This is a genomic window from Sulfurirhabdus autotrophica (assembly GCF_004346685.1).
GTDB classification, from domain to species: Bacteria; Pseudomonadota; Gammaproteobacteria; order Burkholderiales; family SMCO01; genus Sulfurirhabdus; species Sulfurirhabdus autotrophica.
In genome coordinates, this window is sequence record NZ_SMCO01000028.1 from 14,247 (window position 1) to 35,632 (window position 21,386).

Consider the following 21,386-nt stretch of genomic DNA (forward strand, 5'->3'; position numbering starts at 1 on the left):
AAATGGCTGTACCGATTATACAAAGTCTGGAAAAGATGCTGGCAAACGGCAAAGATAGTTCGCTATTGCGTTTTAGTTTGGGCAATGAGTATTTGAAGCAGGAAGATGCGGTTAATGCGGCAATGCATCTAAAGCAGGCTGTTATCCTTGATCCGCTATATTCAGCGGCCTGGAAAGCTTTGGGAAAAGCGCTGGAAACTGCAGGTGAGTTGCAGCAGGCGCTGCAAGCCTATCATCAGGGTATTGAAGTGGCAGAAAAAAAGGGTGATAAGCAAGCAGCCAAGGAAATGGCCGTTTTCGCCAAGCGTATAGAAAAGCAGATATCACTCCCATAGCTTTGCCGCTTTGTTAAGCTCAACGCATCAGAAATTTCACTTCATGTCACAATATCGACTTACTAAATCCTATAAAATAACGATGTATTTGAATTCAATGACCACGATAGTGCCAATTTTTTATAGGAAGGTTACACAGAAATGAACCTCTCCAAGGAGACATTGAAAGAAAGCATTGCCCATCAGCGCAAAGACCTTATCAATATGCTGAGTGAGCCGCTAAGGTGCTTGGCTGCAGATTGTGCTCTGGTGTGGGGTGACCGGTTGAAACTGGACTCAGTATTGAGTAATGCGCTAACAGGCGTGCCTTATAGCAAGACACTCTACGCGCTGGATACCAATGCCGTACAAATCAGTGATAACGTAAACAGTGAAGGCTTTACTGAAAATGACTTTGAGCGCGATCGCTCATCGCGTCCTTATATGCGTGAGGCGGTTCCCAGTAATGGTTTTCTTCTTTCCGAAGCCTATATTAGTCTGAGAGGGAGACGCCCTTCCCTTACGGCGATTCAAATCGTGCGGGATGTCGGGGGTAATGCACTGGGTTTTATTGGTTCTGATTTTGACTTACGGGATTTGCCTTTAACGCGCACCTTGTATGAAGAGCCTAATTATTGGCGACAGATAAAGGGCGACCCCTCAATACGTGGTACGGTATTCCACCAGAATCGGGTGGAAAGCGCGATGGACATGCAAATTGATACCGTTCTGGGGGTGGTGGAAGAGTTGATGGTGTATCACGGTGTGTTCTACGTGAAATTACATTTTTCCAGTAGTCGTGCGGTTATCTGGGTAATGACGGACCCTTACCGTTATCGTTTACTGGATATTGAAGCCTTGATCGACCCCAATATTTGCCTTGCCTACCCTAAAATTGCTTATCCGGCCGATGCAACCTTACCAGCGGAGCAGATTCGCGTTGTGCTGGATTCGTTTCGTGAGTTGCGCTTTATGGATGAGATGTTTTATTTGCGGTCCGTGACATTAAATATATTCAATGGGATTGTCGGGCTGACCTTTTCTTGTGACGGTTCCCACTACATACCCTATGAAGAATTTCTTAAAATGGATCATTCATTCTGGTTAGGTAGCAGCAACGCAACCCCTGACTGACGATAAGCAGTCAGGGGTGTTGTGCTTAGCCGTTGTTGCGGTAAGCCCAGCGCATCATGAGGAAACCAGCAATAACCATGGGGAAACTGAGCCATTGCCCCATGCTCATACCCAGTGCCAGAATGCCCAGAAAATCATCAGGCTCCCGGGTATATTCAACCAGAAAGCGGAAGGTGCCATAACCTATCAGGAATAATCCCGATATTGCCCCTCTAGCCCGCTGTTTTGAAGAGTAGAGCCACAATATCGCAAACAGCATCAAGCCTTCCAGACCGAATTCATATAACTGCGATGGGTGGCGTACCGTTTGATCAACTTGTGGAAACACTATACCCCACGAAACATCTGTTGCTCTGCCCCATAATTCGCCATTGATGAAATTACCAATACGTCCAGCGCCGAGTCCAAGTGGTACCAACGGGGCAATGAAATCGGTTACGGATAGCCAAGGCTTGCTGGTTTTTCGGGAAAACAGCCACATGGCAAAAATCACGCCGAGGAATCCGCCATGAAATGACATTCCGCCTTGCCAAACGTAGAAAATTTCTATCGGATGGGAGAGGTAATAGCTGAGTTTATAGAAAAATACATAACCCAAACGTCCGCCTAGCACGACACCAAGGACACCGTAAAATAGAATGTCGTCCAGATCTCGCAGGGTCCACCCGGTATACGGTTGAGATTTGATGCGCATACGTCCTAGCACCATGACGAACGTAAAGGCCAGTAAATACATCAGGCCGTACCAACGGATAGCAACTGGGCCTAGATGGATAGCGATTGGGTCAAATTGGGGATGGATAAGCATTCAGGCAGCTTTATATTTAGGGTAAAATGTCTCATTATACGTAATTTCCTGTTCGCATTTCCCAGCATTTCGAGAAATTGCACCGCCCTGAATCAGATTGAGGATTTAACATGCCAGTATATCGTTCTAGAACTACCACTCATGGTCGCAACATGGCTGGTGCCCGCGCATTATGGCGGGCAACTGGCATGAAAGATGGGGATTTTGATAAACCTATTATTGCTATAGCCAATTCGTTTACCCAGTTTGTGCCCGGGCACGTGCATCTGAAAGATATGGGTCAGCTGGTTGCGCGTGAAATTGAAAAAGCCGGTGGAGTAGCTAAGGAGTTCAATACCATTGCAGTGGATGACGGGATTGCCATGGGTCATGGTGGTATGTTGTACAGTTTGCCTTCACGTGAATTGATTGCTGATTCAGTGGAATATATGGTGAATGCCCACTGTGCAGATGCTTTGGTGTGTATTTCTAACTGTGACAAAATCACCCCCGGTATGTTGATGGCGGCCATGCGGCTTAATATCCCAGTCGTGTTTGTTTCGGGCGGCCCGATGGAATCCGGCAAGGCAACAATCAAAGGTAAGGTGGTGCATCTTGATCTGGTTGATGCGATGGTAACAGCAGCCGATCCGAATGAGTCAGATGAAGACGTCATGTCCATGGAGCGCTCTGCGTGCCCAACTTGTGGCTCATGCTCAGGCATGTTTACTGCCAATTCCATGAACTGTCTAACGGAAGCATTGGGGCTAAGTTTGCCCGGCAACGGCTCAACATTGGCCACACACGCTGACCGCAAGCGTTTGTTCCTGGAAGCGGGACATTTGATTGTTGCGCTGGCCAAGAGCTATTACGAGCGGGATGATGCTTCGGCACTACCACGCAATATTGCGACATTTGAAGCGTTTGAGAATGCCATTGCTCTGGATATCGCCATGGGGGGTTCTACGAATACGGTTCTGCATTTGTTGGCGGCAGCTCATGAGGGCGGCGTAGATTTCACTATGAAGGATATTGACCGGATGTCCCGCAAGGTGCCAAATCTGTCCAAAGTGGCGCCGGCAACTCAGCAGTATCATATGGAAGATGTGCACCGTGCCGGCGGGGTGATGGCGATACTGGGCGAGCTTGACCGAGCGGGTTTGTTGCACCGTGATCTGCCTACCATACATAGCAAGACCATGGGCGATGCCTTGGAGCACTGGGATATTTGTCGGACACAAGACGAAAAGGTCAAAGAGTTTTTCCGTGCAGGGCCCGGCGGTGTGCCAACGCAAGTGGCATTTAGCCAGGATAAGCGTTACCCCGATCTGGATCTTGATCGTGCAAATGGCTGTATCCGTGATAAAGCCCACGCATACAGTCAGGATGGTGGTTTGGCCGTGCTGTATGGTAATTTGGCTTTGGATGGTTGCATTGTCAAAACCGCAGGTGTTGATGATAGTAACCTGGTCTTTTCTGGCCCAGCGCGTATTTTTGAAAGCCAGGATGATGCAGTGGAAGCTATTTTGAATGACAAGGTGAAAGCCGGTGATGTGGTGATTATTCGCTATGAGGGCCCCAAGGGTGGCCCAGGCATGCAGGAAATGCTTTATCCGACCAGCTACCTCAAATCGAAAGGATTGGGTAAGCAGTGTGCATTGATTACGGATGGTCGTTTTTCCGGCGGTACATCCGGTTTAAGTATTGGACATGTCTCACCAGAAGCGGCTGAGGGTGGCAATATCGGACTGGTGGTAGAAGGCGATATCATTGATATTGATATTCCCAAGCGCATTATACAGATTCAAGCGACTGATGAAGAATTGGCCGAGCGGAGAATTACCATGAAGGCCAAGGGTAAAAAAGCCTGGAAGCCGGTTGCGCGCAACCGAATTGTGACGGCAGCGCTGCGAGCTTATGCCGCAATGACTACCAGTGCAGCTACGGGTGCAGTGAGAGATGTTTCTCAAGTGGAACACGATTAAGCACTTTATGCTGTCAATGGGGGCTCGTCGGTGGCGAGTCCCTGTCAGGTTTATCTGATTCAGACACCACGGTTTTTTGTATGAGAGGGGTAACCAGCACTTTATCTATGCGGTTCCCATCCATATCCATAATTTCAAATAGTATCTCATGCCATTCAAAATGGTCGGCTACGTTGGGCACACGCCCCATTTGCATCATGACGAACCCGCTCAGGGTGTTATAATTTTGAGATGCTTCATCGGGCAGTGAGGAAACCTGCAGGATATCTTTAAGCTGGTCGATATCCAGCATGCCATCCAGCAGCCATGAGCCATCTTCACGTTGTACCGCCAGTTGTTCTGTTATTTCTCCATGAGTAGGGAAGTCCCCAACGACGGCTTCAAGAATATCCCGCAAAGTTACCAGCCCCTGAATTTCACCGTATTCGTCTACAACCAAAGCAATGTGCCCTCTGGTATTCCGGAATTTTTCCAGCAAGGCCATTGCGGGCATGGATTCCGGTACATAGATGGGTGGCCGGACTATTTTGGCCAAGTCGACAGGCTGCCCGAGCAAACTGAATTCCAGAATATCCTTTGTATGAAAAACCCCGATCAGATTATCCAGTCCGCCCTTGCAAACCGGAAATCGGGTGTGTCCGCTGGTCAGGATGGTTTTATGGTTTTCTTCCTGAGAAGATTCCAAATCAAGGTAAACAAAGTCAAGCCGCGGGACCATAATGCCACTGACACTACGATCCCCTAATCGAAAAATATTTCTGACCAATTCCTGCTCAAATTTTTCGAAAACACCTGCTTCCGTACCTTGCGCCATCAGTACTTTGATTTCTTCTTCAGTAATAGGCGGTTCTTCTGCAGGTTTGGATCCTAAACCCCGCAGTACCCACTCGGTAGAAAAACTAAGTAAACGTACAACAGGGAAAACCAGTCTGGAAAGGAAACGCAAGGGATTTGCAACCGTAATGGAGATACCTTCCGGATTAAGCAGAGCCAGTCGTTTTGGTACCAGTTCACCAATGATGAGTGAAAAGTATGTGAGAATTAAAACCACGAGTGCAAAAGCAAGTGTATCGCTATAGGGCCAGATGAACGGGACGGTACGGAATATTTCGGCAAGTGGCCTGCTAAATGTAGCTTCACCGATAGCGCCGCTCAAAATGGCGATCAAAGTAATACCCACTTGAATAGTCGAAAGAAAGTGGTTGGGATTTTGCGCCAGATCAAGGGCTGCTTTAGCTTTGCGATTTCCACTGTCTGCTAAATGCTGGAGCTTGGCGCGACGGGATGAAACAATGGCAATCTCGGACATTGCAAAAAGTCCATTAAGACCGATTAACAATAAAATAGTAAAGAATTCAAACATAATAGCCGACTGTTTTGATAGGGTATGTGATGTGTAATGATAAACCAGTCTATCGTTATTACCCTGAATAGTGATATATATAGTCAAATCTTCTTGATACAGAAACTATCAAAAACAGGCAGATAAGCCTTTAGATTGGTACTTCTGTGGAGAGGAAGCGCTTACTGCTTCTTGTGGTCGGGATAAAAGCATTTTGTTTATACTGACGCAAGTTAGCGTATATTGAGGCGGTATTACCCCACAATAAAACCGTAGGCAGCGGGTTATTTGTGTTTATTCGTAGTATTTTGCAAAATTTGTTGCCAACACAATATATATTGTTGTATATGCGCAACAATTTCAATGAGTTGCCTTCATCCCTAAATAAGCCCGTTTCTGATCATGTCAACCCATGGGTGTGTCAAGGCGTTGAGCATTTACCGGCGATTAACAGCCAGGAAGCATTAATACAGGTTTGCAAATCAGTGTCAGTCAGTTAAGATACATAAAAGACTATCAGAACAGTGATATAAGATTTTTCGTAACGCAACCAGGAGAGAGAGTGTATGAAAGCATGGATGAGTATTGCTGCAGCGGCTACTATATTGGTGGCGGGACAAGCGGCAGCGGCAGCACCAAAAGTGGATATGGAAGCAGGAATGGAGTTAGCCAAGAAAAGCGCCTGTATGAGTTGCCACAGTGTGGACAAAAAGATTGTAGGCCCAGCTTATAAAGATGTTGCTGCTAAATATAAAGGCAATAAGAAAGCTGAAGCCATGTTGATTGAAAAAGTCACCAAAGGCGGCGCTGGTGTTTGGGGGCAAATTCCTATGCCACCTAATGCTCAGGTTAAGCCAGAAGATATCAAAACGCTCGTACATTGGGTGTTAGCGCACTAAAACGGGTTGATATAGCGCCAGAACAAAGCCAGCTTTTGCTGGCTTTTGTTTTTGATAGGCGCGCACATATTGATGGCAGGGCTGCATCCGGTTACCATTGGGACAATAGAACATAAGGAGATAGAGTTGAAAACACGTTTGATATCCCACTTGGTAGCAGTTTCACTTGTAGTTAGCGTGACTGGATGTGGTAAAAAAGAGAGCGCCGAGCAAAGCGCATCGGGTGTAGAGATTATTAAAATTGGCGCCGTTTCACCTTTAACCGGCCCACAAGCACATTTGGGCAAAGATAATGAAAATGGCACGCGCATGGCGATTGACGATGCCAATGCAAAAGGCATTGAGATCGGTGGCAAAAAAGTACAGTTTCAGCTGATAAGTGAAGATGACCAAGCTGATCCTAAAACGGCCACCATTGTCGCGCAAAAACTGGTTGATGCAAAAGTAAATGGGATTATCGGCCACTTGAATTCGGGAACAACGATTCCCGCCTCCCGAATTTATCATGACGCGGGAATCGTTCAGATTTCCCCTTCCGCTACCAATCCAAAGTATACCGAGCAAGGTTTTAAATCCGCTTTTCGCGTCATGACCAATGATGTTCAACAAGGAAAAGTGCTGGGTGAATATGCCGTTAAGCAACTGGCAGCAAAGAAAATTGCGATCATTGATGATCGTTCGGCTTATGGTCAGGGTTTAGCGGATGAGTTTGAGAAGGCAGCAAAAGCTGCCGGCGCCGAAATTGTTTCACGGGAATATACCACTGATAAATCAACTGACTTCATGGCAATTTTGACTGCGGTGAAGGGCAAAAATCCAGACCTGCTGTTTTTTGGCGGAATGGATGCCCAAGGTGGGCCAATGATCAAGCAATTTGCAACACTGGGGCTTAAAGCCAAGTTTCTGACAGGCGATGGCGGTAGCACGCCGGAATTTATCAAGTTGTCAGGCGGCGCTGCTGAGGGCGCGTACAGTTCTTTGCCCGGCGTGCCCCTGGACAAAATGCCAGGTGGTAAAGCCTTTGCTGACAAGTTCACAGCCAAGTACGGCCAAATTCAACTCTATGCACCTTATTGTTATGATGCGGTTAACGTCATGATCAGCGCAATGCAAAAAGCTGGTTCCGCAGATCCGGTAAAATACTTGCCTGAGCTGGCCAAAATAAACCTAGAGGGTGTAACCGCCAACATCAGCTTTGATGAAAAAGGCGATATCAAGGGGGGTGCGGTGACCCTTTATCAAGTCAAAAACGGCAAATGGGAAGTGCTTGAAACTATCACTCCTGGTGCTGCACCGGCTGCAAAATAGACGATAATTTGGCAATGAAATAGAAAGAGTCTGAAGTTGGATATATTTTTGCAGCAAATGATTAATGGTCTGGTGCTGGGCAGTGTTTATGCACTGGTGGCACTGGGCTACACCATGGTATATGGCATTCTGGAGCTGATTAATTTCGCCCATGGCGAAGTCACCATGATCGGTGCCATGGTTTCATTGGCGGTTATCAGCGCGTTAGTTGGCAGCGGCGTTAATCTACCCGGTGTGATGATTGTGCTGTTAGGGGTGATGGCGGCTATACCTGCTTGTATGGCTTTGGGTTATACGATCGAGCGAGTGGCGTACCGACCGTTGCGCAATGCACCCCGGTTGGCTCCGCTGATAACGGCTATCGGTGTTTCGATTGTGTTGCAAAACGTGGCCATGCTGATCTGGGGCCGCAAATACATCTCCTTTCCCCCCATTCTTCCTACGACCCGGCATGAAATTGGTGGCGCGACCATTACGGATTTGCAGATATTAATACTGGTGTTGTCCGTGCTGCTAATGGCAGGGCTTGTATTAATGGTTCACAAAACCAAACTGGGACGTGCCATGCGCGCGACAGCGCAAGCCCCTAAAATAGCAGGGCTAATGGGTGTGAATATCAACACCATCATTTCCATTACTTTTATTATTGGTTCGGCAATAGCGGCAATAGCGGGGGTGATGGTAAGCGCATACTATGGCCTGGCGCACTATTATATGGGTTTCATGCTGGGATTAAAGGCATTTTCTGCCGCGGTGTTGGGAGGGATTGGCAACCTGGCAGGTGCCATGTTGGGCGGACTGCTGCTGGGTGTGATTGAAAGCCTGGGAGCGGGATATATCGGTGATATTACCGGTGGGTTCCTGGGTAGCCATTATCAGGATATATTCGCATTCTTTGTGCTGATACTGGTCCTGGTATTCCGACCTTCTGGATTATTGGGGGAGCGAGTCGTTGAACGTGCTTAAATTCGGGCACGACCGCAGAACCGCCTGGGTAACATTTGTGCTGCTAGGTGGTTTGCTGGCTGCCCTGCCCTTTTTGGTCGATGCCGGTTTAGGCCAGAGCTGGGTGCGCATACTGGATTTCACCTTGTTGTATATCATGTTGGCCTTGGGGCTTAACATCGTAGTCGGGTATGCCGGCTTGCTGGATCTGGGTTATGTTGCCTTTTACGCAGTTGGTGCATATCTTTACGCACTGCTCGCCTCCCCCCAGTTTGGATTGCACTTACCATTTTGGGTGCTATTGCCTACAGGCGCTTTGGTTGCAGGCGCGTTTGGTGTATTGCTCGGCACTCCCACCTTGCGCTTGCGGGGCGATTATCTGGCGATCGTTACATTGGGGTTTGGCGAGATCATCCGGATTTTCCTCAATAATCTCAATACCCCTGTGAATATTACCAATGGCCCACAGGGCGTTAACATGATTGACCCTATCGCGATCGGCGATTTCTCCCTGAATCAAACCCACAATCTGTTGGGTTTGAGTATTCCCGGCGTGCACAATTATTATTATCTGTTCCTGGCGTTAACGCTGTTCATCATTTTTGTTTCCATGCGGCTGCAGGATTCTCGTATTGGTCGAGCCTGGGTTGCGATCCGGGAAGATGAAGTAGCGGCGGAAGCCATGGGGATCAACACCCGCAATGTAAAGTTGCTGGCTTTTGCCATGGGTGCTTCATTTGGCGGCGTTTCTGGTGGGCTATTTGCAGGATTTCAAGGGTTTATCAGCCCGGAAAGCTTTAACCTGATGGAGTCCATCATGATTCTATGCATGGTAGTACTGGGTGGAATGGGCAATATATTTGGCGTGATATTAGGGGCCGTATTACTGACAGTATTGCCTGAGGCGCTCCGCTATATTGGTGAGTTTGAGCAATATGTTTTTGGCAGAATCATTGTCGAACCATCCGATTTGCGTATGTTGATATTCGGACTGGCACTGATTCTGATGATGCTTTATCGGCCAGCAGGGTTAATACCTGCGGCCCGTCGTCGACGCGAGTTTGTTGCAAGTCCGGACGTATTGGAACACGAGCAGGATAGTCTTTATGACAATCAAAAATAAGACCAGGAGGCAGGTTTGTCCCTCCCGTTACTAGTTGCTGAAAATCTGTCCAAACAGTTTGGCGGGTTGGCGGCCTTAAGTGACGTCTCCTTCACTATCAACCAGGGGGAGATATTTGGCTTGATTGGTCCCAATGGTGCTGGCAAAACCACGCTGTTTAATGTGCTTACCGGGTTATATGCGCCAACTGGCGGAAAGGTTGCGCTCGCAGGGTATGGCTTGCTTGGGCTGAAACCTCATCAGGTTGTCAAACACGGTTTGGCCCGCACTTTTCAAAATATCCGACTGTTTGCCAATATGACCGCCGTGGAAAACGTGATGGTTGGGCGGCACGTTCGAACTCGCGCAGGGGTAATTGGTGCCATATTGAGAGGAGCGGGCACCCGTGCGGAAGAAGCCGCAATGACAAAACGAGCCCACGAATTACTCGACTTGGTGGGCATAGCGAGCCACGCTCAAGCGCTTGCCAAGCACCTTTCTTATGGCGATCAGCGCCGACTGGAAATTGCGCGCGCACTGGCGACTGAACCCAAATTATTAGCTTTAGATGAACCTGCCGCCGGCATGAACCCGGCTGAACGTGCCGGGTTGCAAAAACTGCTGGAAAAAATACGCGAAGTGGGCGTGACACTCCTGTTGATTGAACATGATGTAAAACTGGTGATGGGCATGTGTGACCGGATAGCGGTGCTGGATTATGGCAAGAAAATTGCTGAAGGAAAGCCCGCTGAAGTGCAGCGCGATCCGCTGGTGATCGAAGCATACCTGGGCGGCCCGTTATCATGAGTTTATTGAAGATTCATGATCTGAAAGTTGCCTATGGTGGAATTCATGCGGTCAAGGGTATTGATATCGAAATTGAAGCAGGTGAGCTTGTTTGTCTGATCGGCGCCAATGGTGCAGGTAAAACCACTACGCTGAAGGCTTTATGCGGCATGCTGCCCGTGTCAAAAGGCACAGTGCATTATGAAGGGCGCAGTATTGCCGGTATGCAGACTCATGAAATTGTCAGACAAGGTATTTCGCTGGTACCGGAAGGCAGGGGTGTATTTAGTCGGCTGACAGTGGCGGAAAATCTGGAAATGGGCGCTTATATCCGCAATGACAAATCGGAAATTCGCGGGGATATGGATCAAATGTATGCGCTTTTCCCGCGCTTGCATGAACGTCGAACACAACAAGCCGGTACGCTTTCAGGCGGAGAGCAGCAGTTACTGGCAATGGGGCGTGCCTTGATGAGTCGGCCAAAACTGCTGTTTCTGGATGAACCCAGCATGGGGCTTGCCCCCCTCATGGTTCAAAAAATATTCGAAACGGTTCGAAATATTGCGGCTCAGGGTGTGACGATCTTCCTTGTGGAACAAAATGCCAAACTTGCCCTCGAAATCAGCCATCGGGGCTATGTGATGGAAAGCGGATTGATTACCTTGAAAGGCGAGGCGCAATCACTCTTGAAAAATCCTTTGGTTCAGCAGGCTTATCTGGGCGAATAGCGTCTCTCTTACATACCAGTAAAACTATCAGTACTAGAGTTTTACCTCAGCATAGTTAAGAAGAAGCTCATTCAAGTGTCAATATGGGATAAAAGATTCAGTTTTTTGTCGAAATATTTTACATGTCTAAAAAGTAAATACTAGGTGTATATAATTTTAATTATTAAATAACTCCTTGTAATTTAATAATTTATTTATATTGTTTGGTGTTTTTTACTTCCAAATCCAGATAGAAAACACGCTTGTAATCATCTAAAAAAGAACTATATATCAAAGTTCAATTTGTATTGATTTGTCGAGCGTATTTACAACTTCACCTTGAAACTGTTCAAATTAATTTTCTGTTATTCACACCTGAACCATTAATCTTCTGTTTTTTAAAACAATTTAATTAATTTGTTAGTTGCTGGCATGGGAAATGCTTTGGTATTGCTTTGAGAAAGTACAATATTGATTGCATTCATATAAACAATAGCGTGCTTCATTAGATGAATACACTGAATGGAGACGCCCGATAATGAGTATATTTTATAGAGCAGTGATGGTAATCGGCATTTTAATTACATTTAATGCCGGGTCCGCGTTCGCCGTCCCTTTCACGCCAACTATAGATGAATTCTGGATTGTAAAAGGTTCAGCCGCAGCGGGGCCTAGCGAGATCTTCCGTGATTCTTTCAATAACGGAATTCCACCGCCAAGCGGTCCGGATGGTGCAACAACTTATTCACTCTACGGATCAGCCGGAATGACCAGTGAGTCTGGGGGGAGATTGACTATGACCCCTTCATTAGGTGGAACAACGCTGGTTACAAATACCTATGCCGATCTTACAACCAATGCATTGAGGTTAGTTGCAACCTCTCCGACAAACGCAAGTTTTCTGGGAGTGGCAAGTTCATTTGAAATTCATGGACTGTTCGATATGGCAAACCTTCCAACGGTTTCAGGCCAGAGTTTTGGTATTAGCGCAACCGATCGCGCTGTCGGCCTTGGGAATCTGGGAAATGATATCTACTCGCTTTTTATCGGCGTGAGTGGTAATACCGGAGACGTGGTTGTAGGCTTGCGCCACAATGATAATACGACCAATCTAAGCACTGTAATAGATGCGATTTCTATCCAGTCGTTACTGTCGAATGCAGTTCAGATTGAGCTGATGTTGTCCAAGGCTCTGGATGCAAGCCAACTTACCGCATCTTACATTCTTTACAATGGAAGTAACGGCATCTTGGGCTCTGGCTCAGTCGGATCGAACAACGTGTTGTCCATATATGATGGCGAGAACTACATTCGCGCTGCGTTTCAATCAACCGATAGGATAACCGTGCCTGAACCGTCTACTTTGTTATTGCTTGGCCTTGGGGCGGCGGGCCTTTCTTTCGTGCGTAGAAGGAGTACTCATTTTCGAATCAGTGCATGATGATGAACCCTTTGGCACTCTTCACTAGCGTTTGAAGCCGGTATTACATTTGGAATGACAGACCACTTCAAAATCGTTGCTAGGATAACCATTCCTTGCCGATTAAGAAATCCGAATAAAGTTTTGCTTCGGGAGAACCTTCTTCCGGCTTCCAGTCATAGCGCCATTTCACTATGGGCGGCATCGACATCAGAATCGATTCGGTACGTCCACCGGATTGCAACCCAAAAAGCGTCCCGCGATCGTAAACCAGATTAAATTCTACATAACGTCCTCGTCGGTAAGCTTGAAAGTCACGTTCCCGTTCGCCATAGGGGGTATTCATGCGTTTTTCAAGGATAGGGACATAGGCGGAAAGAAAGTGATCGCCCACGCTTTCAATGAGGTTGAAGCTGAAATCGAAATCTTTGTCATTCAGGTCGTCAAAGAAGATGCCGCCGATACCGCGTGGCTCCTGACGGTGTTTGAGGAAAAAATACTCATCACACCATTTTTTGAAGCGGGGGTAATAGCTTTCATCGAATGGCCTGAGCGCATTGCTGCACATTTGGTGGAAATGGACCGCATCTTCCTCGAATCCGTAGTAGGGCGTTAAGTCCATACCCCCGCCAAACCACCATACGGGTTCTGCACCAGGCTTCTGTGCCACAAAAAAACGCACATTCATGTGTACGGTAGGGGCATAAGGGTTACGTGGGTGGAAAACCAGCGAAACACCCATGGCTTCGAAGTTACGCCCAGCTAATTCGGGGCGATGTGCAGAAGCTGAGGGAGGCAGGTTCTGCCCGAAGACGTGGGAAAAGTTTACGCCTCCGCGTTCCAGATGATTACCTTCTTCCATCACGCAGCTGATGCCACCCCCGCCCTCAGGGCGCTCCCATGAATCACGATGAAACTTAGCCCCATCGACCTGCTCCATTCTTTCAACAATAAGCTCTTGCAGCTCCAGCAAAAATTCTTTAACTTTTAAAATATCCATAATAATGCTTAGCTCCTGAAAATTTTTCCGCTCTTGAGATCCATGATGGTAGAGGGGCGTTTACGTTTTCCGATACGTCCAGGGAAGACCATGACCTGATCGCCAAAGGCGGCAACGCACGCTTTGTATGATTTAAGTGCTCTTTGACCAGACCGGTTGGCGCTGGTGGAAACCAGTGCCATGCCCAGTGAGTGACAAAGCCGCGCAGCATCAGAGTGGGCAGTTACTCTCGCTGCGAGGGTTTTATGACGGCCAGAAATAAAATGAGGAGTGTTTTTTGCTGCAGGTAACAATACCGTCGTTGGTCCGGGCCAGAGTTGCTTCAACTGATCTTGATCTGCTACTGACAAGGGAGCAATAAAAGGGTTGAGTTGCGCGAGTTCTGAAGCAATGAGGATGAGTCCTTTGCTTTTGGGTCTGCCCTTAAGGGCGAGAATTTTACAGACGGCTTGATAGTTATGCGGGTTGCACCCTAATCCATAGCACGACTCAGTTGCATAAGCGATGATACCGCCATTTCTTAAATGAGTACGGATGTTAGGCAGCAGTGACAAAAATGGGGATGCGGCGGTTTTGTAAAAAAGTGAAGAGTTGACCGCACGCATCCCGTTTCAATCCGTAATTATGCGTTACCCTTGATTTTTGCCTGTAATGCCTCGTCTTTGGCAATAATCTGCTGGGCATTGGTTTCGCGTTCTGCTTTCAGTCGCAGGAACAATGCTTCATCTTCTATAGCGAGAATCTGGGCGGCCAGATACGCGGCATTTTTAGCACCCGCTTTGCCGACTGCCACGCTGGCAACCGGTATGCCGCCGGGCATTTGTACAGTTGAAAGCAGTGAATCAAATCCGGATAGTGGTCCGCCTTCCATTGGCACGCCAATAACAGGGCGTAAAGTATGTGCAGCTACTGCACCTGCAAGGTGCGCAGCAAGCCCTGCTGCAGCGACAAATACCTTGCAGCCACGAGATTCAGCGGACTTCACATATTCAATGGTTTTTTCAGGAGTTCGGTGAGCGGAGGTGATTTTCACCTCCCAAGGGACGCTGAGAGAGGTAAGCATATCAAGCGTCGCTTGCATGGTAGGCAAGTCCGAATCTGAACCCATCAAGACGGCAACAAATGGTTTGTCCATGAAATATTCCTTTAGTCTGTTTTGCCTGGTTTTAATGTAATAGCCCGGTACCCGATGTCACGTCTCATCTGGGAACCATCAAATTTTATTTTGTCTGCAATATCATAAGCTCTGCGTTGAGCCAGTTTCACATTGTCACCCAAAGCAGTTACACAGAGCACGCGACCACCGCTGGTAACAACCTCTTTGTCTCTTAGCGCGGTACCAGCATGAAAAACATGAAAATCTTCTTCATCGGTAGGCAGGTAAGAGATTACATCCCCTTTCCGTGGGGTGTCCGGGTAATTATGGGCTGCCATTACGACCCCCAGAGCCGTTCGTCTGTCCCATTCCGCTTCTGCACGGTCTAGTGTGCCATTCACTGCGTGTTCAACCAGATTCACCAGATCGCTTTTAAGGCGCATCATGATCGGCTGGGTTTCCGGGTCGCCCATGCGGCAATTGAATTCCAGTACATTTGGGGCGCCTTCCTTGTCGATCATGATGCCAGCGTAAAGGAAGCCGGTATAGGCTTCGCCTTCCTTTTTCATGCCTTGCATGACGGGCAAAATGACTTCACGCATGATGCGTGCATGCAACTGAGGAGTGATGACTGGTGCAGGTGAATATGCACCCATGCCACCAGTGTTAGGTCCCTTATCTTCATCCAGCAGGCGTTTATGGTCCTGGCTGGTGGCAAGGGGGAGCACATGCTCACCATCCGCCATGACGATAAAACTGGCTTCTTCGCCTTCAAGGAACTCTTCAATAACAATACGGGAACCTGCGCCGCCCATCTTATTACCTACCAGCATCATGTCAACGGCTGCATGGGCTTCTTCTATGGTGGTTGCGACAACCACGCCCTTGCCTGCCGCCAGGCCATCTGCCTTGATGACAATCGGCGCCCCTTTTACATCAATATAGGTATGGGCCTTGATCGCGTCGGTAAAAGTGACGTAGGCACCGGTAGGAATATTGTTGCGGACCATAAAGGCCTTGGCATAATCCTTGGAGCCTTCCAGTTGGGCAGCCCGTTTGGTCGGGCCAAAAATCTTTAAACCAGCGGCTCGAAACGCGTCAACCACACCCTCAGCCAAAGGGGCTTCTGGGCCAACTACGGTTAGCGCGATATTTTCCTGTTGTGCAAAGCTGACCAGATCAGGAATGCCGGTTATGTCCACATTGGTGAGATGCGGGTCCAATGCTGTGCCGGCGTTGCCTGGGGCAATAAGTACTTTGTGAATACGATCGGATTGGGAAAGTTTCCAGGCTAGCGCGTGTTCACGTCCACCGCTACCGATAACCAGAATTTTCATATGTAAGCCTAAAAATCTTGAAAAGCGTAAAGTGAAGCCAATTACTTTAGGTAACTTTACGCTCTGCTAATAATTAATGTCTGAAGTGGCGAGCGCCGGTAAATACCATGGCGATACCATGTTCGTCTGCAGCAGCGATCACTTCGTCGTCTCGAATACTGCCCCCAGGCTGAATAATCGCTTTAGCACCCGCTGCTGCAACCACATCCACGCCATCACGGAACGGGAAGAACGCGTCAGAAGCCACGGCAGAATTTTTCAGTTCCAATCCGGCATTTTGTGCCTTGATGGAGGCAATGCGTGTGCTATCAACGCGGCTCATCTGGCCGGCACCTACACCCAGTGTCTGGCCATTGGCAGCAAACACGATGGCGTTGGATTTCACATATTTAGCGACACGCCAGGCAAACAAAAGGTCTTGCAACTGTTGTTCGGTTGGGGCTAATTTGGTTACAACGCGCAAGTCGGCTGCAGAAACGTTAAGGGTATCTGGAGACTGTACCAAAATTCCCCCGCCTACGCGCTTGAAGTCCCAGTCGTTGCTGTTATTATCCAGTGCTACGGAAAGTAAACGGATATTCGGTTTTTGTGCAAAAACCTCAGCTGCCTCGGCAGAAACGCCAGGAGCGATTACGACCTCAACAAAAATCTGGATGACGGCTTCTGCCGTAGCACGATCCAGTTCGCGGTTGAAAGCGACGATGCCACCAAAGGCAGAGGTGGAGTCAGTCGCAAGCGCAAGCTTATAGGCAGAATGAATGCTATCAGCCACACCCACGCCACAAGGATTGGCGTGCTTAATGATAACGCAGGCCGGCGCATCAAATGTTTTGACACATTCCCATGCAGCATCAGAATCGCCGATATTATTATAGGATAGCTCTTTGCCCATAAGTTGCGTGTAGTTACTGATAGAGCCAGGCAAGGCTTTGTTGTCGCGGTAAAAAGCACCTTGCTGGTGCGGGTTTTCACCATAGCGCAGGTCTTGTACCTTAGTAAACTGCATGTTCAAGGCTTGCGGGAAGGTCTGGCGTTTGTTCTGAACATCCAGGCTGGTCAGATAGTTGCTGATCGCGCCATCGTAGGCTGCAGTATGCGTAAACGCTTTTTTAGCCAGACTGACACGGGTTTCTGCACCAATAGCGCCCTGGGTTGAAGACAGTTCAGTCAGTAAGCCGGCGTAATCTTTCGGGTCGGTAACAATGGAAACGTGCTGATAGTTTTTTGCCGCAGCACGTACCATGGTTGGGCCGCCAATATCGATGTTCTCAATCGCATCTTCCAGTGAGCAATCGGTTTTTGCAATGGTCTGCGTGAAGGGGTAAAGATTTACCACTACCAGATCAATATTGGCAAATCCGGCATTGGCCATAGCCGCTACATGCTCAGGTAAATCACGTCGGGAAAGAATACCGGCATGAATTTTCGGATGCAGTGTTTTTACCCGGCCATCCAGCATTTCCGGGAATCCGGTGTAGTCAGCCACTTCAGTGACGTCTACACCAGCTTCGGTCAATAGTTTGGCTGTGCCACCGGTGGTAAGAATTTCGATATCGAATTGTTTCAGGCCTTTGGCAAAATCCACAATGCCGGCTTTATCAGAAACGCTAATGAGTGCACGCTTAATAATTGTCATATCAGGAAAACTTTGAAGTTATTGATTGTTTAGGTAAGTCTTTAGAAGACCGTTATTTAATGCCGTATTCTTTCATTTTCTTGCGCAGGGTATTGCGGTTAAGTCCAAGCAATTCTGCTGCGCGGGTCTGGTTGCCTTGAGCGCGAACCAGTATGGTTTCCAGGAGTGGTTTCTCTACGGAAGCGATAACCATCTCGTAAATCGTACAGGGTGTTTCTCCATCCAGATCTTTAAAATACACATCCAGAGATTTTTTGATACAAGCCGCGATTTCATTTTCTTTTGTCATGCTGCAATTTCTTCTGTCAAATAGGTCAGTCGTAGCCCGTAAGAGGCTTGTTCGGTAAAAAAACTGTCTACAGCGGTGACCTGGTCTTCGGTTGTTTGGAGTTGATTCATGGCATGCCGGAATGCGGCAGAACCCGTCAACCCTTTGGTGTACCAGGAAATGTGCTTGCGTGCGATGCGCAAGCCAGAGTATTCGCCGTAAAAATTATACAAGTCGAGCAAATGGTGCATCAGCACGCGATGGATTTCCGCTACTTCTGGCTGTGGCAGGTGCTCACCGGTTTTCATGAAGTGTTCAATTTCGCGGAAAATCCAGGGGCGACCCTGCGCGGCACGGCCGATCATGACGGCATCGGCCTTGGTGTATTCCAGTACAAATTTGGCTTTTTCAGGAGAGGTGATGTCACCATTGGCTATGATCGGAATACGCGCTGCTGCTTTGACAGCGGCGATGGTGTCATATTCGGCATCGCCGGAATAGCCGCACGCTCTGGTTCGGCCATGCATAGCGAGAGCCTGAATACCGGCATCTTCAGCAATACGCAGGATTTTTAGTGCATTCCGATTGTCTTTATCCCAGCCAGTGCGAATTTTAAGTGTTACCGGCACATTAACGGCGTTAACCACTGAACTTAAAATACGCCCTACCAGTGCTTCATCTTGCAGCAAAGCAGAACCAGCCATCACGTTGCAGATTTTCTTGGCAGGGCAGCCCATGTTGATATCAATGAGTTGTGCACCCTGATCCACATTATATTGAGCTGCACCAGCCAGCATTTCGGGGTCAGCACCCAAAATCTGCACGGAAATCGGGTCCACTTCCCCTTCGTGGTTAGCGCGGCGCTTGGTTTTTTCCGAACCCCATAACAATGAATTGCTCGAAACCATCTCGGAAACAGCCATTCCGGCCCCCAGCGATTTGCATAACTGACGGAAAGGACGATCAGTCACACCAGCCATTGGTGCGACGAGCAGATTGTTTTTAAGGGTATAGGAACCGATTTTCATCGTTTATTATATTTTGGGAAAGCTGCCTATTTTATACGCAATTGGCCAACAGTTAAAGAAGGGATTTTTATAAGCGTATAAAAATCAGCTAAAATTAGTACGGATGGACTAGTGTTGTTATTCAGATTGCTGATAAGACACTTCAGGCCAGATTTTTCATGCTATTGGCGCTGATACCTTCGGCCCAGCTCGATTCATTTATCCATCGCATCAGATCGGCGGCAGATAGCGGTTTGCTCATGAGGTAGCCTTGGGCACAGTCACACCCCCATTCAGTTAAGGCATGCCATGCTTCAAGCGTTTCAACGCCTTCCGCAACCACTTTCAGTCCGAGATTGTGACCCAGGTCAATGGTTGATTTAACAATGACCAAAGCCTGTTTGTCACTCATCATTTCCATTACAAAGGACTTGTCGATTTTGATTTCATCGACTGGCAACTTTGACAGATATGCAAGGGATGAAAAACCCGTTCCAAAATCATCAATGGCAAGGGTGACATCCATTTTGTCGAGTTGATTCAGGATGACAAGCGCAGAGGCCTGATCTGCCATCATGGCACTTTCCGTGATTTCCAGTACCAGATAAGAGGGTTCAACGTTTGTTTTATCGAGTAAACGGGCAATATTGGCGGGTAATTGTTTGTCGTGTAAATTTCTTGCAGAAAGATTAACGGCAACATTAATGAAAATGCCTGCTTTGTGAAGCGCCGCACACTGTAGCAGTGCTTTCTCCAGAACCCAGTGTGTAAGGGATTGCATTAAACCCGTCTGTTCAGCAGTAAGGATAAACTGATCCGGGGGGAGAAATCCCCGTTTAGGATGCTGCCATCGGACAAGTGCTTCAACGCCCATGATTCGTGCGGTTGTGTGGTCAATTTTGGGCTGGAAATAGAGAACCAGTTCGTCATTTTCTATTGCCTGGCGCAACTCGCTTTTAAAGGTAAGGTGTGCCCGGGAACTTTGCTCCTGCGACTCCGAGTAGAGTAAAAATCCGCAATTATCATGCTTTGCTGCATACATTGCCACGTCTGCACGCTGGGTCAGTGTGACAGCGTCGTTTCCGTGTTCAGGATAAAGTGCGATACCCATACTGGCATTGATGTCAACAACGTCCTGATCGAGCGAAAAGGGATGATCCAGTGCTTCCAGTATTTTTTGTGCAATTTTCTGGATATACGCTTCGGAAGGGTTTTCCAGAAGAATGACAAATTCGTCTCCCCCCAGTCGTGCGACGGTGTCACTGTTCCTTACGGTTTTCAGTAAGCGCTGACTAACTTCCTGGAGCAGCAAGTCCCCGACGTTGTGACCTAAGGTATCATTCACTTCTTTAAAACGGTCAAGATCCATTAACATAATGGCAAAAGTTAGACCTTCCCGTTGCGAGTGAGTGATCGTTTGCTTTAACCGATCCTGGAACAGTGTACGGTTAGGCAAGCCTGTCAGATCATCATACAAAGCCTGGTGTTCAAGCGCCTGGGCATGTTTCGAAGCGCGTTTGCCGACAAATATCGCGATTACCAGGGTCAACAAACTGGCCACACCACCAAGCAATAACATTGTTTTCCGTGCACTAGCGGATGAAGTTTCCGCCTCTTTGATAGCGGCGGCCGCCTGAGATTGCTGCAATCTTATCAGCGCATCAACTTGCTCGCTGATCAGCCTTTGTTTTGGCATACTCTCATTGCGAATTTGATCAAATATACCGGGATCACTACCATGCAATCCCATTTCAATCACTTTTTGAACCTCTGGCTGGGCCGCTCGAGTCAATTCGATGATTCTGGAAAATACTTTCCTTTCTTCAGGAGAAACGGCAAGGTTTTCCAGTTTCTCACGAGCACGCGTATATTCGCCACCGAGTGCGTTGAAACGTTGATATTCCTCGTCTTTGAGAAAGTCATCTGTCAAAACTGCCATGATATGCATGCTCAGTGCCCGTTCCCGAAGGGCTTTTTGCATGATTTGTGCCATTTCTGTTTTTACATTGTTTTTTTGAACAATGTTTTTTAATCGCGCATTGGCTTGTTCCATGTGATTCAAACTCACATAGGTCAATGCCAACATAAGCATAATGGCTATCAAGAATCCGCTGGCAATGCGAACGCCGATACTAAAGTGATGTTTGCTGTTTGCTGTCATCCATTCCGCTCAAAACGATTTTATTATCAATCTGATGAATGATTCATCATGGCGCAACACTAGTGTCCGGTTAAAAATCGAACAAATTTAATTGGTTATCGAAATCGGTCTGTTCTGAGACGTAGCTACTGCCTGCGAAGGCTTGTAGTAGC

General features: G+C 47.8%; 20 protein-coding genes. 10 read left to right on the forward strand and 10 right to left on the reverse strand.

The annotated features are described in order from the left end of the window. The first annotated feature begins 2 nt into the window (after positions 1-2). A complete protein-coding gene (locus tag EDC63_RS16900; RefSeq protein ID WP_124946079.1) occupies positions 3-335 on the forward strand; it encodes a hypothetical protein in 333 nt (110 codons plus the stop codon). 141 nt (positions 336-476) lie between these two features. Then, the gene (locus EDC63_RS16905) at positions 477-1,448 is read left to right on the forward strand and encodes a PDC sensor domain-containing protein (RefSeq protein ID WP_124946078.1); all 972 of its coding nucleotides are present in this window, start codon (positions 477-479) and stop codon (positions 1,446-1,448) included. A 25-nt stretch (positions 1,449-1,473) separates the two neighbouring features. Here the strand turns inward: EDC63_RS16905 and lgt are convergent, their stop codons facing one another. Next, positions 1,474-2,256, reverse strand: a complete 783-nt coding sequence (gene lgt, locus EDC63_RS16910) for a prolipoprotein diacylglyceryl transferase (protein ID WP_124946077.1) — start codon at positions 2,254-2,256, stop codon at positions 1,474-1,476. A 110-nt stretch (positions 2,257-2,366) separates the two neighbouring features. Between lgt and ilvD the strand changes: the two genes are divergently transcribed. After that, positions 2,367-4,220 carry a dihydroxy-acid dehydratase gene (gene ilvD, locus EDC63_RS16915; RefSeq protein ID WP_124946076.1) on the forward strand — a complete coding sequence of 618 codons (1,854 nt, stop codon included), beginning with the start codon at positions 2,367-2,369 and terminating at the stop codon, positions 4,218-4,220. A 13-nt stretch (positions 4,221-4,233) separates the two neighbouring features. On the opposite strand, the gene EDC63_RS16920 is transcribed toward ilvD, so the two are convergent. Further along, positions 4,234-5,583 (reverse strand): hemolysin family protein, encoded by a 1,350-nt coding sequence (locus tag EDC63_RS16920; protein WP_124946075.1) that lies wholly within the window; start codon positions 5,581-5,583, stop codon positions 4,234-4,236. 545 nt (positions 5,584-6,128) lie between these two features. Here EDC63_RS16920 and EDC63_RS16925 point away from each other — a divergent pair. The 7 genes from EDC63_RS16925 (at position 6,129) to EDC63_RS16955 (ending at position 12,750) form a co-directional block, all read left to right on the forward strand. Further along, on the forward strand, positions 6,129-6,461 hold the full coding sequence (locus tag EDC63_RS16925; RefSeq protein ID WP_124946074.1) for a c-type cytochrome: 333 nt from the start codon (positions 6,129-6,131) through the stop codon (positions 6,459-6,461). A gap of 126 nt (positions 6,462-6,587) precedes the next feature. After that, positions 6,588-7,769 (forward strand): branched-chain amino acid ABC transporter substrate-binding protein, encoded by a 1,182-nt coding sequence (locus tag EDC63_RS16930; RefSeq protein WP_223248248.1) that lies wholly within the window; start codon positions 6,588-6,590, stop codon positions 7,767-7,769. A 36-nt stretch (positions 7,770-7,805) separates the two neighbouring features. Continuing rightward, complete coding sequence (locus EDC63_RS16935; RefSeq protein WP_124946073.1) at positions 7,806-8,735, forward strand: branched-chain amino acid ABC transporter permease; 930 nt, start codon at positions 7,806-7,808, stop codon at positions 8,733-8,735. After that, positions 8,722-9,837 (forward strand): ABC transporter permease subunit, encoded by a 1,116-nt coding sequence (locus tag EDC63_RS16940; RefSeq protein ID WP_370685868.1) that lies wholly within the window; start codon positions 8,722-8,724, stop codon positions 9,835-9,837. The genes EDC63_RS16935 and EDC63_RS16940 overlap by 14 nt, the downstream gene beginning before the upstream one ends. A 15-nt stretch (positions 9,838-9,852) precedes the next feature. Further along, positions 9,853-10,623, forward strand: coding sequence for an ABC transporter ATP-binding protein (locus EDC63_RS16945; RefSeq protein ID WP_124946072.1), 771 nt, complete (start codon positions 9,853-9,855; stop codon positions 10,621-10,623). Further along, the gene (locus tag EDC63_RS16950; RefSeq protein ID WP_124946071.1) at positions 10,620-11,330 is read left to right on the forward strand and encodes an ABC transporter ATP-binding protein; all 711 of its coding nucleotides are present in this window, start codon (positions 10,620-10,622) and stop codon (positions 11,328-11,330) included. The genes EDC63_RS16945 and EDC63_RS16950 overlap by 4 nt, the downstream gene beginning before the upstream one ends. Positions 11,331-11,847: 517 nt before the next feature. Beyond that, a complete protein-coding gene (locus tag EDC63_RS16955; protein ID WP_124946070.1) occupies positions 11,848-12,750 on the forward strand; it encodes a PEP-CTERM sorting domain-containing protein in 903 nt (300 codons plus the stop codon). 79 nt (positions 12,751-12,829) lie between these two features. On the opposite strand, the gene hemF is transcribed toward EDC63_RS16955, so the two are convergent. The 8 genes from hemF to EDC63_RS19100 form a co-directional block, all read right to left on the reverse strand. Beyond that, the gene (hemF, locus tag EDC63_RS16960) at positions 12,830-13,729 is read right to left on the reverse strand and encodes an oxygen-dependent coproporphyrinogen oxidase (RefSeq protein ID WP_124946069.1); all 900 of its coding nucleotides are present in this window, start codon (positions 13,727-13,729) and stop codon (positions 12,830-12,832) included. A gap of 8 nt (positions 13,730-13,737) precedes the next feature. Beyond that, on the reverse strand, positions 13,738-14,334 hold the full coding sequence (locus tag EDC63_RS16965) for an L-threonylcarbamoyladenylate synthase (protein ID WP_124946068.1): 597 nt from the start codon (positions 14,332-14,334) through the stop codon (positions 13,738-13,740). Positions 14,335-14,351: 17 nt separating this feature from the next. Further along, positions 14,352-14,864, reverse strand: a complete 513-nt coding sequence (gene purE / locus EDC63_RS16970; protein ID WP_124946067.1) for a 5-(carboxyamino)imidazole ribonucleotide mutase — start codon at positions 14,862-14,864, stop codon at positions 14,352-14,354. An 11-nt stretch (positions 14,865-14,875) separates the two neighbouring features. Next, a complete protein-coding gene (purD, locus tag EDC63_RS16975; protein WP_124946066.1) occupies positions 14,876-16,162 on the reverse strand; it encodes a phosphoribosylamine--glycine ligase in 1,287 nt (428 codons plus the stop codon). A gap of 73 nt (positions 16,163-16,235) precedes the next feature. Continuing rightward, positions 16,236-17,798, reverse strand: a complete 1,563-nt coding sequence (gene purH / locus EDC63_RS16980) for a bifunctional phosphoribosylaminoimidazolecarboxamide formyltransferase/IMP cyclohydrolase (RefSeq protein WP_223248247.1) — start codon at positions 17,796-17,798, stop codon at positions 16,236-16,238. A 52-nt stretch (positions 17,799-17,850) separates the two neighbouring features. Further along, complete coding sequence (locus EDC63_RS16985) at positions 17,851-18,087, reverse strand: helix-turn-helix domain-containing protein (protein ID WP_124946065.1); 237 nt, start codon at positions 18,085-18,087, stop codon at positions 17,851-17,853. Beyond that, on the reverse strand, positions 18,084-19,094 hold the full coding sequence (dusB, locus tag EDC63_RS16990; RefSeq protein ID WP_124946064.1) for a tRNA dihydrouridine synthase DusB: 1,011 nt from the start codon (positions 19,092-19,094) through the stop codon (positions 18,084-18,086). The genes EDC63_RS16985 and dusB overlap by 4 nt, the downstream gene beginning before the upstream one ends. Before the next feature lie 142 nt (positions 19,095-19,236). Further along, positions 19,237-21,234: a putative bifunctional diguanylate cyclase/phosphodiesterase gene (locus tag EDC63_RS19100; RefSeq protein WP_124946063.1), complete on the reverse strand. Its 1,998-nt coding sequence runs from the start codon at positions 21,232-21,234 to the stop codon at positions 19,237-19,239. Positions 21,235-21,386 lie beyond the last annotated feature (152 nt).